General features: G+C 65.8%; 14 protein-coding genes. 3 read left to right on the forward strand and 11 right to left on the reverse strand.

Going from position 1 to position 15,776, the window contains the following annotated elements:
- Window positions 1-11: 11 nt before the first annotated feature.
- Genes AB4Y99_RS03995 through AB4Y99_RS04010 form a run of 4 tightly spaced genes read right to left on the reverse strand, consistent with a single transcriptional unit; the run spans window position 12 to window position 4,459 of the window.
- Complete coding sequence (locus tag AB4Y99_RS03995) at window positions 12-1,079, reverse strand: ABC transporter ATP-binding protein (protein WP_441522456.1); 1,068 nt, start codon at window positions 1,077-1,079, stop codon at window positions 12-14.
- Window positions 1,080-1,095: 16 nt separating this feature from the next.
- Complete coding sequence (locus tag AB4Y99_RS04000) at window positions 1,096-2,148, reverse strand: carbohydrate ABC transporter permease (RefSeq protein ID WP_038367219.1); 1,053 nt, start codon at window positions 2,146-2,148, stop codon at window positions 1,096-1,098.
- Window positions 2,145-3,167, reverse strand: a complete 1,023-nt coding sequence (locus AB4Y99_RS04005; protein WP_038367217.1) for a carbohydrate ABC transporter permease — start codon at window positions 3,165-3,167, stop codon at window positions 2,145-2,147. The genes AB4Y99_RS04000 and AB4Y99_RS04005 overlap by 4 nt, the downstream gene beginning before the upstream one ends.
- Before the next feature lie 5 nt (window positions 3,168-3,172).
- Window positions 3,173-4,459, reverse strand: coding sequence for an ABC transporter substrate-binding protein (locus tag AB4Y99_RS04010; RefSeq protein WP_038367214.1), 1,287 nt, complete (start codon window positions 4,457-4,459; stop codon window positions 3,173-3,175).
- 163 nt (window positions 4,460-4,622) lie between these two features.
- Here AB4Y99_RS04010 and AB4Y99_RS04015 point away from each other — a divergent pair, with 163 nt between their 5' ends.
- Window positions 4,623-5,654, forward strand: a complete 1,032-nt coding sequence (locus tag AB4Y99_RS04015) for a LacI family DNA-binding transcriptional regulator (protein WP_051988423.1) — start codon at window positions 4,623-4,625, stop codon at window positions 5,652-5,654.
- 77 nt (window positions 5,655-5,731) lie between these two features.
- On the opposite strand, the gene AB4Y99_RS04020 is transcribed toward AB4Y99_RS04015, so the two are convergent.
- Window positions 5,732-6,205: a peptidoglycan-binding domain-containing protein gene (locus AB4Y99_RS04020; RefSeq protein ID WP_113251836.1), complete on the reverse strand. Its 474-nt coding sequence runs from the start codon at window positions 6,203-6,205 to the stop codon at window positions 5,732-5,734.
- Window positions 6,206-6,801: 596 nt separating this feature from the next.
- Here AB4Y99_RS04020 and AB4Y99_RS04025 point away from each other — a divergent pair.
- Window positions 6,802-7,224, forward strand: a complete 423-nt coding sequence (locus AB4Y99_RS04025; RefSeq protein WP_441522457.1) for a tripartite tricarboxylate transporter TctB family protein — start codon at window positions 6,802-6,804, stop codon at window positions 7,222-7,224.
- Complete coding sequence (locus AB4Y99_RS04030; protein ID WP_038367197.1) at window positions 7,224-8,738, forward strand: tripartite tricarboxylate transporter permease; 1,515 nt, start codon at window positions 7,224-7,226, stop codon at window positions 8,736-8,738. The genes AB4Y99_RS04025 and AB4Y99_RS04030 overlap by 1 nt, the downstream gene beginning before the upstream one ends.
- 117 nt (window positions 8,739-8,855) lie before the next feature.
- Here AB4Y99_RS04030 and mmsB read toward each other — a convergent pair whose 3' ends face one another.
- The 6 genes from mmsB to AB4Y99_RS04060 form a co-directional block, all read right to left on the reverse strand.
- Complete coding sequence (mmsB, locus tag AB4Y99_RS04035) at window positions 8,856-9,971, reverse strand: multiple monosaccharide ABC transporter permease (RefSeq protein WP_142023329.1); 1,116 nt, start codon at window positions 9,969-9,971, stop codon at window positions 8,856-8,858.
- Between the two features lie 92 nt (window positions 9,972-10,063).
- Window positions 10,064-11,599 (reverse strand): multiple monosaccharide ABC transporter ATP-binding protein, encoded by a 1,536-nt coding sequence (gene mmsA, locus AB4Y99_RS04040; RefSeq protein ID WP_441522458.1) that lies wholly within the window; start codon window positions 11,597-11,599, stop codon window positions 10,064-10,066.
- A gap of 61 nt (window positions 11,600-11,660) precedes the next feature.
- Window positions 11,661-12,731: a multiple monosaccharide ABC transporter substrate-binding protein gene (chvE, locus tag AB4Y99_RS04045; protein ID WP_441522459.1), complete on the reverse strand. Its 1,071-nt coding sequence runs from the start codon at window positions 12,729-12,731 to the stop codon at window positions 11,661-11,663.
- Between the two features lie 105 nt (window positions 12,732-12,836).
- Window positions 12,837-13,760, reverse strand: coding sequence for an SMP-30/gluconolactonase/LRE family protein (locus AB4Y99_RS04050; RefSeq protein ID WP_441522460.1), 924 nt, complete (start codon window positions 13,758-13,760; stop codon window positions 12,837-12,839).
- Window positions 13,757-14,854, reverse strand: a complete 1,098-nt coding sequence (locus tag AB4Y99_RS04055; RefSeq protein ID WP_441522461.1) for an aldose epimerase family protein — start codon at window positions 14,852-14,854, stop codon at window positions 13,757-13,759. The genes AB4Y99_RS04050 and AB4Y99_RS04055 overlap by 4 nt, the downstream gene beginning before the upstream one ends.
- Window positions 14,848-15,774 (reverse strand): Gfo/Idh/MocA family protein, encoded by a 927-nt coding sequence (locus tag AB4Y99_RS04060; RefSeq protein WP_191125563.1) that lies wholly within the window; start codon window positions 15,772-15,774, stop codon window positions 14,848-14,850. Before AB4Y99_RS04060 ends, AB4Y99_RS04055 begins: the two co-directional genes overlap by 7 nt.
- Window positions 15,775-15,776: the final 2 nt, after the last annotated feature.

Consider the following 15,776-nt stretch of genomic DNA (forward strand, 5'->3'; position numbering starts at 1 on the left):
TCTCGGCAGTCTTAGGGTCGGATCGCCTGGCCGGCTTCGTCGAACAGGTGCAGCTTCTGCTGCGGGAAGGCGAGCGGAACCGAATGGCCCCGTTCATGCTCGCTCTGGCCATCGAGCTTGAGCGTGATCTGCGGCAAGCCGGCGGCCGAGCCGTAGAGATAGCTCTCACCGCCGAGACGCTCGACGAGTTCGATGATCAGCGGCAGGCCCTGCCCTTCCGGCGCCAGCTCCAGATGCTCGGGCCGGATGCCCGCCGTCACGGGCGCGCCGGGGGCCAGACCGCCGGTCGCGCAGGCAATCTCGTGACCGCCCTCGCCCAGCGCGACCTTGCCCGCAGCCGTCACGCGGCCCGGCAGCAGGTTCATGCGCGGCGAGCCGATGAAGCCGGCGACGAAGAGGTTGTCGGGGCGGTTATAGAGTTCGAGCGGCGTGCCGATCTGCTCGATGCGACCAGCGCGCAGGACCACGATGCGATCGGCCAGTGTCATCGCCTCGACCTGATCATGGGTGACGTAGATCATCGTGCCGCCGATCTCGCCATGGAGCGCGGCGAGCTCCTTGCGGGTGGCAACACGCAACTCCGCGTCGAGATTCGACAGCGGCTCGTCGAACAGAAAGATCTTGGGGTCGCGCACGATSGCGCGGCCGATGGCGACGCGCTGGCGCTGGCCGCCCGAGAGCGCCCTGGGCTTGCGTTCGAGATAGTCCGTCAGCCGCAGCATCTCGGCCGCGCGCTTCACGCGCTTGTCGATCTCGTCGCGCTTGAACCCCATATTCTCCAGCGCGAAGGCCATGTTCGCGTAGACGCTCATATGCGGATAGAGCGCATAGGACTGGAACACCATCGCGAGCCCGCGCTCCGACGCCGGCAGATGCGTGACATCGGCCCCGTCGATGGCGATCGCGCCGCCGGTGATCTCCTCCAACCCGGCGATCGAGCGCAGCAGCGTCGATTTTCCGCAGCCGGAGGGACCGACGAAGACGACGAACTCGCCATCCGCGACATCGAGATCGATGCCGTGGAGCACGGTCGTGGCGCCATAGGCCTTGCGGACCGCGGAGAGCTTCAGCCCGGCCATGCGGAACCCTTTTCGCTCATTTCATACCCGTATTGGCAATGCCGGTGGTGATGAAGCGCTGCAGGAAGACGAAAACGAGCGCGACCGGCAGCAGCGTCACCACGGTCATCGCGAGCAAATAGTGCCACTGCGTCTGCAACTCGCCCTGGAAGGCGTTGAGGCCGATCTGCAGCGTGTAGGATTCGGTCTTGGTCAGCACCGCCAGCGGCCAGAGGAACTCGTTCCAGCGCCACATGATCGAGAAGATCGCGAGCACGGCCAGCGCCGGCATGGCGAGCGGCATGACGATGCGCCAGTAGATCTGCCATTCCGAGGCCTTGTCCATGCGCGCCGCCTCGATCAGGTCGCGCGGCAGGGTCAGCATGTACTGGCGCAGCAAGAAGACGCCGGTGGGGGTGGCCGCGCCGGGCAGGATCACCGCCCAGAGCGAATTGACCAGCCCGAGCTTGGTGATGACGAGATAGACCGGCACCAGGATGATCGTGATCGGGATCATCAGCGTGCCGACCACCATCAGCATCACCGCCGTCTTGCCACGGAACTCGTAGATCGAGAGCGCATAGGCGGCCATCGAGTTGATGATCAGCGTGATGATCGTCGCGATCAGCGTGACGAAGACCGAGTTCCAGAGGAAGCGCGTGAAGGCGAAGCGCTCAAGCGGCTCGGTGTAGTTCTCGGTCGCGAGCTTGAACTCGCGCACCGGCACACGGCCCTCGATCGGCACGCGGACCGTCTCGCCGGGATTGGCGGGGTCGATCATCTGCGCCTGGATGCCGATGCGGCGGACCTGCGCCAGCACGCGCTTCGTGCCGTCCGGCATCGTCACCTCGAAGAGCGGCAGCGGCTGGGACTGGCCGGGAACCGTCACCTCCTTCTGCGACATCGGCAGCAGCGAAGGCGGGAATTCGAGCAGGCCGGCCTGCGTCTTGAACGAAGACATGCCGAGCCAGAGGACAGGGCCGAACATCAGCACGACGCCGAGCGCGAGATAGGCATAGGCCGCGATATCGGTCCAATGCCAGCGGCCGGGCTTGCGGCGGGCGGTGGCGAGCTTGGTCACGAGGCTCATGCTGCCCCCTTGCGGCGGCTTGCCGCGAGCTGGGCCAGCGTCAGCGCGAAGAGCACCACGCCGAGCACGACCGAGGCGGCAGCGGCCAGCCCGAAATTCTGGACCTGATTGGCGAAGGCCGTCTCGTAGATGTAGTGCACGATCATCAGCGTCGCGGTGCCGGGTCCGCCCCCGGTCAGGACGAAGACCTCGTCGAAGGTCTGCACGCCCTTGATCAGCGCGAGCACGATCACGACGATCATGTTCGGCCAGAGCAGCGGCAGGGTGATGCGCCAGAACATCCGCCAGCGCGGCGTCGCATCCATCTCGGCCGCTTCATAGAGATCGGCGGGGATGGCCTGCAGGCCGGCGAGCAGGATCAGCGTGTAGAAGCCCATATGGGCCCAGACCGAGACGAAGACGATCCAGAACATCGCCCAGCTCGGATCGACCAGGAAGAGGATGCGCTCGCCGCCGAGGGAGGTGAGCGCGGCGTTCAGCAGGCCGTCGCGCTGGAGGATCCATTTCCAGGTCAGCGCGACCACCACCGGCGAGAGCAGCACGGGGAAGAAATAGACGGCGCGGAAGAAGCCGCGTCCGCGGATCTTCATGTTCAGCACGACCGCCGTCAGCAGCGAGAACAGCACCATCGCCGTCACCTGGAAGACGGTGAAGCGGGCGGTGTTGTAGACGCCGCGCCAGAAATGGTCCTCGCGGCAGGAAGAGGGATCGAGGAAGGAGCCGCAATCGAAGAGATAGGCGTATTGCTGCGCCCCGACATAGGGGCGCTCGCTCGGGAACAGCCCCGCCCCGCCCGTCACCGAAAAGACGAAGTTGATGACGAGCGGCAGGAAGACGAAGAGCGAGAAGAAGGCGAGGTTGGGCAGGATGAAGACATAGGCCATCCGCCGCTCGCCGATCAGGCGCTGGAGCGCCCGCATCGGCCAGTCGACGAGCCGCATGACGAGCGCGAGCGGCGCGGCGAGAGTGCCTGCGGCGCCCGCGCCATCCCGGCGCGGATTTGTTTCGGCAGAGGCCATAAGTCTTACTTCTTGCGCTCGGCGATCTGCTGGGCGACGTCGGATTCGATGCGCTTATAGGCATCGTCGAGGCTGCCCTCGCCCGAGATCGCCTGGCCGAGGCGGCTGATCACCGCGTTGAAGATCACGCGGTTGTTGGCATAGCCCTGCAGCTTGTAGGCCGCCGGCGAGATCTGCGCGACCTGATCCGAGAAGACCTTGAGCGCGGCCTTGCCCTGCGGCGTCGCGCCGGCATAGTCGAGCCCCTTGGCGGCGATGCCGAGATGACCGGGCACGAAGAGCGAGCGTGCATAGAACTCGCTCAGCACCGGCTCGCTCGCCAGATAGTCCATCACCTTGGCGACGGCTTCCGGGCTCTTGGTCGTCTTGATCGCGACGAGGCCGGCGCCGCCCGGCATGGGCGAGCAGCCGCCCGCCCCGCAAGGCGAGGGCACCGCGACCCAGTCGAAGGCGTCGCCCACCGTCTTGTCGAACTGGGCGATCTGCCAGGAGCCGGACTGGTACATCACGACCTGGGCGTTCTTGAACTCGTCATTGGCGCCGCGATAGGCGGTGCCGGAGACTGAACCCCAGAGTTCCTTGGCCATGGTGCCGTTCTGGTGCCAGTCATAGACGAGCTTGGCGCCGCGCTTGAAGCCCTCGTCGATCACGGCCGGCTCGCCCTTGTCGTCGAAGACCTTGGCGCCTTCCGAGACCGCGACGGAGAAGAAGCGGTGACCGGAACGGTCCATGGCGAGCGGGAACGGCGCCTTGACCTTGGCCGCCACGTCCTTCACCGCCTTGCCCCACTCCTCCCAGGTCGCCTTCGGACCCGGCAGCGGCGTGCCGGCCTGCTCGAACAGGGTCTTGTTGACGAAGGGGCCGGTGACGGTGAGCTGCGTCATGAAGCCGGTGATCGCGCTGGAATCGCCCTCGGGGCGCATCCAGGGCAGGAACGGCCCGAAATTCTTCTCCCAGTAGGAGGCGTCCTTGAGATAGGGACGCATGTCGAGCGCGTAGCGGGCGACGCCGCCGAGATCGACGACGCGGGCGATGTCCGGCCCCTGCCCCGAGGCGAGCTGGACGGGCAGGTTCTCGGTGATCGCCTTGTAGGGCACCTGGTCGAGCACGACCTTGATGTCCTTGTTGCCAGCCTCGAAGCGCTTCAGCAGATCGGCGAGGACCTCGCCCTCGTTGCCGTCGGAATACCAGGCGATGCGCACCGTGGTCTGGGCGAATGCGGTCGAGGCCATGAGGCCGATCGCGAGGCCGGCCGTCGCGGCAACGGCGGAAATCCAGTGTTTCCTCTGCATGGGCTCCATCCCCTGAGCAATCGCGACGCCTCAACGAGCGTCTTGACATCTACTAAGGCAAACGTTTGCCTAGCTTGTCAACGGGGAGATGCGTCAGCATTGCTGCGTGGGCCGGCTTTCCACCGGTGCGTAGCGGGAACCCCATGGGAGGGCTGGCAGGGAAATGACGGCCAGGACGACGGCGAAACCGGGCAAGATCCGGCATGAGACGGCCTCGCTCGCGACAGTGGCGCGTGAGACCGGCGTCTCGGTCGCGACCGTCTCGCGCATCGTCAACGGCAAGAGCGGGCGTGCCTCGAGCGAGACCGTCGCGCGCGTCGCGGAGGCGATCGAGCGGCTCGGCTATCGCCCCAACCCCATCGGACGGGCGCTGCGCCGCCGGGCCAGCCGCGTCGTGGCGATGCTCTCGCCCAATCTCGACAACCCCGCCATGGCCGCGATCGCCGTCTCGACCGAAGCCGCGCTGCGCGATGCCGGCTACGTCATGATCCTCTGCGATACGCATGACCGCCCGGAGCTGCAGGACGACTATCTGCTGGCGATGCGCGACCAGCTCGTCGCCGGCTACATCATGGTCAGCGCCGTGCGCAGCCAGGGACTGGAACAGGCGCTCGGGCGCGGCGATCCGATCGTCTTCGTGGCGCGGCGCAACCCCCTCGGCGGCGGCGCCTTCGTCGGAATCGACGATCGCGGCGCGGGAGCCGATGCCGCCGATTTCATGCTCGCGCGCGGGATCGAGCGCCCCGCCGTGCTGATGGCGGCCCAGAACATTTCGAGCACCGCCGAGCGCGCCGCCGGCTTCATCGAGCGGCTCGTCGCGCGCGGCGTTCCGGCGGACGCGATCCGCCGGGCAAGCGCGCCCGGCCTGTCGCATATCGAGATCGGTTATGCGGCGGCCCAGGCCCTCGTTCGGGATGGCGGCTGGCCGCAAGGCGCGCTCTGCGTCAGCGACCTGATCGCCTACGGCGCCTATCGGCTGGCGGCCGAGTCGGGCGTGGCGATCCCGCGCGACTGCATGCTGGTCGGCGTCGACGGCAACGCGATCAACAACTGGATCGCCCCCTGGCTGACCTCGATCCGGATTCCCTACGAGATCTTCGGCCGGCATGTGCTGGAGCAGTTGCGGCTGCAATGGAGCGGCGCGGCGACATCCGAGATCCACGTGCCGCATGAACCGCTGGCGGCAAAGCCATAGAGCAAGCGAGCACCGGCCTCAGAACGCGATCCCGACGATGCGCCGTTCGGCTTCCGCGCGGCTGCTCCTGTCGACCCTCAAAAGTGCGGGGATGGCGGCGGCTTCACCGCCCCCTTCTGCAACGACTGCCGCAAGAGGGGATGAGTGGTTTCGTGGAACGGCAGGTACTCATGCCTCCAGCCCGAGGCATCCAATGCCGAGCGGTTCATGAGGATGATCTTGTACAGGACGCCGGAGCGCGTATAGCCGTCCTTCGGCGATGGCTCCACGATGCCATCAGCGACGAAGAAGCGTCGATGGAGCTTCTGATCATCCTCGAAAGCGATGATCATGCGCTTGGTCTGAGGCCCGAAATAGCCATCGACAGCAATCTCGGCACTCCTTTCGACAGGCCCCAAAGCGGGCGTGAAGCGCACGAAATTTGCCAGCTTCAAGAGCGTCTGCACCAGCAGGACATCGTCACGGGCGTTCGGCATCCTCGGCCCGACAGGGAACGAGACATTGTAGACCTGATGCATGCCCGTCAGGTCTGTCTGCATCGTATAAGCCATCAGACGTCCCCACATGTGCCCCTTCATCAGGCTAGACGCATGCGTGAGGGCGCCGCGTCCACCAGATGAATGAAAAGCGCCCGATCAGGCGCTCCGATCGGCCGGATATGGCGACGTCTCCTCGATCACCGCGCGGGTCGCGGCGGCTCACATCGGTTGACCGCCAAACGGGGRTCGCCGGCATGGCCGCGATCGGCGAAGAGGTCGGCAAGCGTGCGCTCGCTCTCGGGATGCAGGTGATCGCCCCGCGCGGTCGCGGAGCCTCTTGGACCGCCACCGAAATGACATGCTCGACATCGGGGAAACGCGGTTGGCAAATGTGATTATTGCGTTTAATCATTCACTCAAATACAATAATTTGATACTGCCATGTAACGATACACGCAGCTTGCCGCAGAATGGAATGCAACAATCAACCAACTCTTGCCTCAGAATTTCGGCTACTTGTAACTATAAATTTGATTATGGCGGCGTTTTTTCGGCTGGAACTTTCCTTAAACGACCGAATAACATCGAAATTAAGACAGTAAAACGCAAGACAAAGAACTTCAATAAATAAGAATACCGACCAATACGGGACGAGACGCGGAGCGACAATGCCAAATCAACAGATTGCGCGCGGGGTCTTTCTGGCCGCCGTCGCGTTGTTCTTTGCCGTAAACGCGCTGCGCTATCCGATCGGCACCCTCGCCCATGCCGGTCCCGGGCTCTTCCCGCTCCTGATCTGCGCGCCGCTGCTGATCATAGCCCTGGCGACGATCGTGCAGGCGCGCCTCGCCGATCCGGAGCCTCTCCAGTTCAGCCCGCGGAACATCGCGCTGATCATGGCGAGCCTCATCGGCTTCGTCATCGCTTCCGAATGTGTGAACGTGACCGTCGGCATCATCGTGCTGGTCTTCGTCGCCGGCTTCGCCGCCAACAGCTATTCCTGGGTGCGCAACCTCAAGATCGCCATCGGCCTGATCGTCGTGGCCTTCATCTTCCAGCGCTTCCTCGGTCTGAATCTGAGGCTGCTGTGATGGAGGTGCTCAACAACCTCGCCTTCGGCTTCGGCCATGCGCTGACACCCGAGAACCTGCTCTACTGCGCCATCGGCTGCGTCGTCGGCACGCTGGTCGGCCTGCTTCCCGGCCTCGGCCCGCTGGCCACGATCAGCCTGCTGCTGCCGCTGACCTATTCGATCCCGACCGGCGGCGCGCTGATCATGCTCGCCGGCATCTATTACGGCGCGCAATATGGCGACAGCGTCAGCGCCATCACCATGAAGATCCCGCATGCGTCGAGCATCGTGGCCTGCATCGACGGCTATCAGATGACGCTCAAGGGCAAGACGGGCCTCGCCCTGTTCACCGCTGGCGTGTCGAGCTTCATCGGCGGCACCGTCGCGATCGTGGTGCTGGCCTCGCTCGCGCCGACGCTCGGCACCATCGCCCTGAAATTCGGCCCGACCGACTACTGCGCGCTGATGCTGTTCGGCTTCTTCTGCGTCAGTTTCGTCACCACCGGTAGCCTGCTGAACGGGATGGCGATGTGCCTGCTCGGCGTGCTGCTCGGGCAGGTCGGCACCGATCTGGAGACCGGCCTCGAGCGCTTCACCATGGGCCTGCCCTCGCTCGTCGACGGCGTCAGCCTGGTCAGCCTCGCGCTCGGCTGCTTCGGCATCGCCGAGATCACCAAGAACCTCGATGCGAAGGAGGAACGCACGCCGTTCAACGGCAAGATCAAGCTGATGCCGACCTGGCCGGAGTTCAAGCGCATCATCCCGAGCGCGCTGCGCGGCAGCGTGGTCGGCTCCTTCCTCGGCATCCTGCCGGGCGGCGGGCCGACGATCGCCCAGTTCGCGGCCTACGGCCTCGACAAGAAGGTCAGCAAATACAAGGACGAGATCGGCTCTGGCGCGATCGAGGGCGTCGCCGGCCAGGCCGCGGCCGACGAGGCGGCGGCGCGCACCAGTTTCATCCCGCTGATGAGCATCGGCATCCCCGAGAATGCGGTGATGGCGCTGATGATGGCCGCCTTCATCATCAAGGGCATCCAGCCCGGCCCGAACATGATCGCCAAGCATCCGGACCTGTTCTGGGGCCTGGTTGCCAGCATGTGGATCGGCAACTGCTTCCTGCTGCTGCTGAACGTGCCGCTGGTCCGCTTCTGGCTCTCGGTCTTCAAGATTCCCTACAACGTGCTGTTCCCGTCGATCCTGTTCTTCTGCTGCATCGGCACCTTCAGCATTAACAACAGCCTGCACGACATCTACACCACCGCCGCCTTCGGCCTGATCGGCTACATCATGATGCGGCTGTCCCTCGACCCGGCGCCGCTGATGCTCGGCTTCATCCTCGGGCCGATGCTGGAGGAGTATTTCAGGCGCTCGATGCTGCTCAGCCGCGGCAGCTTCCTGACCTTCTTCGAACACCCGATCAGCGCGACGCTGCTCAGCATCCTCGGGCTGTTCATCGCCTGGCAGATCTACGCCACGCTGAAGGGGCGGCGCACCACGCTCGCCCCCGCCGATCCGCACGCCGCGTCGGGCTGACCCAAGCCGCCAATCCTGGAGCATTTCCGCGTTTCTCCGAATCGCGGAAATGCTCCATCTCTTTGTTTTATCGCATTTTCTTCACGCGCACCGGTATCCGTTTCGCTCGAAAATGCTCTAGCCGCGCTTCTGGTTGTAGACGTCGAGGCAAACGGCACCGAGCAGCACCAGGCCCTTGATGACCTGCTGATAGTCGATGCCGATGCCCAGGATCGACATGCCGTTGTTCATCACGCCCATGATCAGCGCGCCGATCACGGCGCCCGAGACGCGGCCCACGCCGCCATAGGCCGAGGCGCCGCCGATGAAGCAGGCGGCGATGACGTCGAGCTCGAAGCCGAGGCCGGCCTTGGGCGTCGCGGTGTTGAGGCGCGCGGCGAAGATGAGCCCTGCCAGCGCCGCCAGCACGCCCATATTGACGAAGGCGAGGAAGGTCAGCCGCTCGGTCCTGACGCCCGAGAGCTTGGCGGCACGCGCATTGCCGCCGACGGCGTAGATCTGGCGGCCGATCGTCGTGCGCGTCGTGACGAAGGCGTAGAGCGCGATCAGCACCCCCATCACCACGAGAACATTGGGCAGGCCGCGATAGGAGGCGAGCAGATAGCTGGCGTAGAGGACGATCCCCGCGAAGATCGCGGTCTTGGCGATGAAGAAGCTCCAGGGCTCGACGGGAATGTCGTGGTCCTGCTGGCGCCTGCGGCTCTTCAGGTTGAGGACGACGAGCAGCAGGGCCAGCGCCACGCCCAGCAGCATCGAGGTCGGCTGCAGGCCCTGAATCTTGTCGAACAGATCGACGATGAAACCGGAGGAGAGCTTCTGGAACTCGGCCGGGAACGGCCCCACCGACTGACCCTGCAGGATCGCTAGCGCCAGTCCCTTGAAGACGAGCATGCCKGCCAGCGTGACGATGAAGGACGGTATCTTGAAATAGGCGACCCAGTAGCCCTGCGCGGCCCCGATCAGGCCGCCCAGCGCCAGGCAGATCAGCGTCGCCGGCACGAAATGCATGCCGTACTGCACCATCAGGACGGCAGCGACAGCCCCCACCGCGCCGGCGACCGAGCCGACCGAGAGATCGATATGGCCGGTGACGATGACAAGCAGCATGCCCAGCGCCATGACGACGATGAAGCTGTTCTGCAGGATCAGGTTGGTCAGGTTGAGCGGGAGCAGCAGCTTGCCGCCGGTCACGACCTGGAAGAACAGCATGATCGCGACGAGCGACATCAGCATGCCGTATTCGCGCAGGTTTCCGCCCTTGGGCCTGGCGGTTTCGGCCCGGGCCGCGGCGGGTTTGACGATGCCGTCGTTCTGGACGTCGGTGCTCACGCTCTTGCCTCCCGGTTGCGCATGATGGCGCGCATGATCTTTTCCTGTGTCGCCTCGGCGGCTGGGAACTCGCCGACGAAGGCGCCCTCGTTCATCACGCAGATGCGGTCGCAGATGCCCAGAAGCTCCGGCATCTCCGACGAGATCACCACGACGCCGCGCCCGGCATCGGCCAGCTCGTTGATGATGCAGTAGATTTCATATTTGGCACCGACGTCGATGCCGCGCGTCGGCTCGTCGAGGAAGAGCACCTTGGGATCGGTGAAGAGCCATTTCGACAGAACGATCTTCTGCTGGTTGCCGCCCGAGAGCTGGCCGGCCTCCTGATAGACGCTGGCGCAGCGGATCCGCATGCGGCTGCGATAGGCATTGGCGACCTTCAGCTCGGCCATGTCGTCGACCACGCCCGAGCGCGCAACCTCGGGCAGGTTGGTCAGCGTGATGTTCTTGCGGATGTCCTCCGCCAGGATCAGGCCGAGCTCCTTGCGATCCTCCGTCACATAGGCGAGACCGGCCGCGATCGCTCCGGGCACGTCGGAGAGCTCGATCGGCCGGCCTTCCAGCCGCGCCGTGCCGGAGGCCTTGCGGCCATAGGAGCCGCCGAAGACGCTCATCGCGAATTCGGTGCGACCGGCCCCCATCAACCCGGCAATGCCGACGATCTCGCCGCGCCGGACGTGGAAGTTCACGTTCCGGACGACCTTGCGATGGGTGTCGAGCGGATGGAACACGGACCAGTCCTCGATCTCCAGCACCGTCTCGCCGATCTTCGGCTCGCGCTGCGGGTAGCGATGCGCCAGGTCGCGATCCACCATGGCGCGGATGATGCGGTCCTCCTCGACAGGGCCGGCGTGGCAGTCGAGCGTGTCGACGCAGCGGCCGTCGCGCAGCACGGTGATCCGGTCGGCGACGCGGGAGACCTCGTTGAGCTTGTGGGAGATGAGCACGGAGGCGATGCCCTGGGCCTTGAATTCGAGCAGCAGATCGAGCAGCGCCTCGCTGTCGCGCTCGTTAAGGCTCGCCGTCGGCTCGTCGAGGATCAGCACGCGCAGGTTCTTGGCCAGCGCCTTGGCGATCTCGACGAGTTGCTGCTTGCCGATGCCGAGATCGGCGATGCGCGTATCGGGCGCCTCGTCGAGCCCGACCCGGGCCAGCAGCGCCTGCGTCCCGCGATAGACGGCGCTGCGGTCGATCATCCCCATCCGGGTCGGGGGATYGGCGAGATAGATGTTCTCGGCGATCGTCATCAGCGGGATCAGCGCCAGTTCCTGATGGATGATAATGATGCCTAGCGCTTCCGATTCATTGATGTCGCGGAAGCGCCGCTCCTCCCCCTCGAACAGGATCGAGCCGTCATAGGAGCCGTGCGGATAGACGCCGCTCAGCACCTTCATCAGCGTCGACTTGCCCGCGCCGTTCTCGCCGACGAGGGCATGGATCTCCCCGGGTTCGACGGTGAAGGACACATCGTTCAGCGCCTTCACACCGGTGAAGGATTTGGAGATGCCGCGCATTTCCAGCACAGGGCTCATGGTGGTTCTCCCGCCTTCGGGCCGGTGGATGAGGCCCGGCAGCGAAGCCGGGCCTCAGGCGTCACTTGACCTGCGAGGCCTTGTAGTAGCCGGAGCCGATCAGGACCGGTTCCCAGTTCGACTTGTCGACCACCACGGGCGTCAGCAGATAGGACGGCACGACCTTGACGCCGTTGTTGTAGGTCTTGGTGTCGTTGACCTTGACCTCCTTGCCCGACAGCATCGCATCGACCATGTCGGCGGTGACGCGGGCGAGTTCGCGGGTGTCCTTGAAGATCGAGGCATATTGCTCGCCGGCGATGATCGACTTCACCGAAGGCACCTCGGCATCCTGGCCGGAAACGACCGGCATCTTCTGCCCGCCCGACCCGTAGCCGACGCCCTTCACCGAGGACAGGATGCCGATCGAAATGCCGTCATAGGGCGAGAGCACGGCATCGAGCTTCTTGTTCGCGTAGAAGGCGCTCAGGAGGTTGTCCATGCGGGCCTGGGCGGTGGCGCCGTCCCAGCGCAGAGTCGAGACCTTGTCCATGCCCATCTGGCCGCTGGCGACGACGAGCTTCTTCTCGTCGATCAGCGGCTTCAGCACCGACATGGCACCATCGTAGAAGAAAAAGGCGTTGTTGTCGTCGGGYGAGCCGCCGAAGAGCTCGATGTTGAACGGGCCCTTGGCTTCAGGCAGGCCGAGCCCCTTCAGCAGGGATTGAGCCTGCAGCACGCCGACCTGGAAATTGTCGAAGGTCGCGTAGTAATCGACGTTCGGCGTGCCCCTGATCAGCCGGTCATAGGCCACGACCTTGATGCCCTGCGCCTTGGCCTGGGCCAGCACATCGGACAAGGTCGAGCCGTCGATCGCCGCGATCACCAGGACCTTGGCGCCCTTGGTGATCATGTTCTCGATCTGCGAGAGCTGGTTGGGGACGTCGTCCTCGGCATATTGCAGATCGGTGTCGTAGCCGCGCTCCTTGAGCACCTTCACGATGTTGTCGCCGTCGGCGATCCAGCGCGCGGAGGATTTCGTCGGCATCGCGATGCCGACCGTCGGCTTGCTCTGCGCGGCGGCGGAGTGCGGCTGGCCCATGGCGAAGGCCGCGAGCGTCAGAGCGGAGAGAAGTGTCGTCAGGCGTTTCATACTGGACTCCCGGGTTGTGAAGGGGTCGGCCGCATTCGCGGACCGGTTTCTTGGCGGCGGGTCGGCCGCTGATCGTTCGGGGCGGGCTGGCTGCGTCTGACGCGGTCAGGATCCTCCCCAGCGCAAACTCGGCTCCGCACGTCCGATGGCCCCGACCTCGGCCAGAAAGGTCCGCCCGTGGTCGGGGTCGGCGGCGCGGGCATCCGCATTCATGTTCTCATGGGCCGAGGTGACCAGCAGGCGGTCGAAGCGCGGCCCGACGAAAACCGGGCAGCTCGGCTGGCGTGCCGGCATCGCGATGCTGCGCAACCGGTCCCCGCGCGGCGAATAGACGTCGACGCAGCCGCCACCCCAGATCGCGCACCAGATCAGGCCCTGCGCATCGGTGACGGCGCCGTCGAGGCCGCCGGCGGCCTCCCGCTTGTGCAGGATCGCGGGCGCCTCGACCGGGAGGCCGGTCGCAGGGTCGAGCGCGACACGATAGAGCGCGTTCTCGCGGGTGTCGGCGAAATAGCCGGTGGCGCCATCCGGCGAGAAGCAGATGGCGTTGGGAATGGTCAGGCCACTGAAGAGCAGCGACAGCTTCCCGTCGCGGAACGCATGGATCGCACCGGCGCCGGCTGCTGCAGCACGGCCCATCGTGCTGACCCAGAAGGTGCCGCTGTGATGGACGCGCGCATCGTTGGAACGGATGGGACCGTCCTTGCCGACGAGCTCCGCGACCCGGGTCAGCTTTCTGCTCGCGATCTCGCGCAGATAGAGCCCGTCCTCGGCCGCGAGCATCTGGCGCCCGGCATCGATCCGCGCCAGCGCGCTGGCCATGACCGGCAGATCGTGGATCGTGATGCGGCCGGTTTCCAGATGCGCCTCGAACAGACGGCGCTCGAGGATGTCGAACCACCAGGCCGTGTCGCTCCCGGCATCGTAGCTCGGGCCTTCGCCAAGATGGCAGCGCTCCATGCAGAGCACCGAGACCGGAACCGACTCCGGCGCGGTCATCTGCGAAGGCGGTGTGTGAAGCATGGTCATGCGCGCATGCCTCCGTCGCGGGCGGTGGAGAAACGATAGATCGAGACGTGGCGATAGGTCTCGCCTGGATCGAGCCGCGCCGAGGGAAAGTCGCCGCGGTTGGGCGCGTCCGGCCAGGCCTGCGGCTCCAGGCAGAACGCATCGGACTGGCGGTGCAGGCGCCCGTATTTTCCCGGCGCGGCACCATCGAGGAAGTTGCCCGAATAGAACTGCAACCCCGGCTGGTTCGTCAGCAGTTCCATGACCCGCCCCGAAGACGTTGCCTCGACACGGGCGGCGAGGCGCGGCTGCGCCGATATGCCGAGGCAGAAATTATGGTCGTAGCCGCGCCCGGCGCGCAACTGGGCGTCGTCCTCGCGGATGCGCGCGCCGATCGCCGCGCCCGATCTGAAATCGAAGGGCGTTCCCGCGACCGGACGCGGTGGCCCCGGCAGCGGGATCGCCTCGGCATTCGTCGGCAGGAAGCTGTCGGCGGCCAGGGTCAGGACATGGTCGAGGATGTCCCCGCCCGCAGCGACGCCATCGAGATTGAAGAAGCTGTGATTGGTCAGGCTGACCACGGTTGGACGGTCGGTCACGGCTTCATAGCTGATCGTCAGCTCACCGGGGGCCGACAGGCGAAAGCTCACACGCACGTCGAGCGAGCCGGGAAAACCGCTCTCGCCATCGGGGCTCACATGACGAAGCGTGACGGCCGGAGTGTCGCTCTCCTCGATCGCTTCGACCGACCAGAGCACCCGGTCGAAGCCGCCCGGACCGCCATGAAGCGTATTCGCGCCGTCATTGGCCGGCAGCACGATGCGCTCGCCGTCGAGCGTGAAGGCGGCACCGGCGATGCGGTTGGCGAAGCGCCCAATCGTGGCGCCGTAGAAATCCCGCCGCGCCTCGTAGCCGGCGGCATCGTCATGGCCGAGCACGATGTCGGCGAGCGCGCCCTTCGCGTCGGGCACGAGGAGCGCCTGCAGCGCCGCGCCATAGGTGATGATCCGGGCCTCGAAACCGCCGGCACCACGCAGCGTCACGCGCTCGACTGCGCGCCCGTCGGCAAGCGTGCCGAAGCCGTCTCGCGTGATGGCGGGCGTCGGTTTCACCATGAGAACGGTGCCGCCTTGGTCCGGCGCCCCAGCATGAAGGCGTCTGCGACATGGCCGAGCGGGGCAAGATCGACGTCGCAGGCGCCGCGCCCGATCAGATCGACGAAATGCCGGTAGATGCCGGCATATTCGGCTTCCTTCTCATCGACCAGCACCGCGCCGTCGCGCGTCAGCCGCGCACCGCCCGAGGAGAGCAGCAGCCGGCCGCCCGCGCTGTCGATCGCGATATCCCAGCTCTGCGGGCCAGTCTGGAGGAAGTCGAAAACGGCATGGATGGGCAGACCGGTCGCATCCGTGAAATCCAGCTCGGCCGCGATGGGGGCGGCGCGGTTTTCGGGGAAGGCGAGTGTGGCTCCCGTGAGGAACAGCGGCCGCGGCAGGATGCGCGTCAGGATCGACAAGGCGTTGATGCCGGGGTCGAAGACGCCGAGCCCGCCGGGCTCGAAGATCCAGTCCTGGCCGGGATGCCAGACGCGGACATCCTCTTTCCACGTGATCTCGACGGAGCGCGGTGCATGGGCGGCCAGAAAATCGCGGGCGGGCTCGACGGCCGGGGCAAAGCGCGAATGCCAGGTGGCGAACAGGGTCAGCCCGGCCTCCCTTGCGGCATCGACCAGCGGCGCAATCTCGCTCACCGTCGCGCCGGGCGGCTTTTCCAGGAGCACATGCTTGCCGGCTGCGAGCGCCTGCGCCGCCTGGGCGCGGCGGCCCTGCGGTGGCGTGCACAGCGCCACCGCCTCGATCTCGGGAGCCTCGGCCAGGAGCGCCTCCAGCGTGTCGAAATGGGCGACGCCGTCGAGCGTGGCATTCCGGCTGGCGATGGCGGCGAGCGCGATGCCCGGCGTCGCCGCGATCGCCGGCAGATGCTGGTCGCGGGCGATCTTGCCGAGGCCGACGATGGCGAGGCGGATCGGATTCACGC

It is taken from the genome of Allobosea sp. TAB14 (genome assembly GCF_052113865.1).
GTDB lineage: Bacteria > Pseudomonadota > Alphaproteobacteria > Rhizobiales > Beijerinckiaceae > Allobosea > Allobosea spartocytisi.

Excerpts from the sequence above, each read along its gene's own strand:
- AB4Y99_RS04000 (WP_038367219.1), bottom strand. The coding sequence starts at position 2,148 with ATGAGCCTCGTGACCAAGCTCGCCACCGCCCGCCGCAAGCCCGGCCGC.
- AB4Y99_RS04005 (WP_038367217.1), bottom strand. The coding sequence starts at position 3,167 with ATGGCCTCTGCCGAAACAAATCCGCGCCGGGATGGCGCGGGCGCCGCA.
- AB4Y99_RS04010 (WP_038367214.1), bottom strand. The coding sequence starts at position 4,459 with ATGCAGAGGAAACACTGGATTTCCGCCGTTGCCGCGACGGCCGGCCTC.
- AB4Y99_RS04015 (WP_051988423.1), top strand. The coding sequence starts at position 4,623 with ATGACGGCCAGGACGACGGCGAAACCGGGCAAGATCCGGCATGAGACG.
- AB4Y99_RS04020 (WP_113251836.1), bottom strand. The coding sequence starts at position 6,205 with ATGGCTTATACGATGCAGACAGACCTGACGGGCATGCATCAGGTCTAC.
- AB4Y99_RS04025 (WP_441522457.1), top strand. The coding sequence starts at position 6,802 with ATGCCAAATCAACAGATTGCGCGCGGGGTCTTTCTGGCCGCCGTCGCG.
- AB4Y99_RS04030 (WP_038367197.1), top strand. The coding sequence starts at position 7,224 with ATGGAGGTGCTCAACAACCTCGCCTTCGGCTTCGGCCATGCGCTGACA.
- AB4Y99_RS04050 (WP_441522460.1), bottom strand. The coding sequence starts at position 13,760 with ATGACCATGCTTCACACACCGCCTTCGCAGATGACCGCGCCGGAGTCG.
- AB4Y99_RS04055 (WP_441522461.1), bottom strand. The coding sequence starts at position 14,854 with ATGGTGAAACCGACGCCCGCCATCACGCGAGACGGCTTCGGCACGCTT.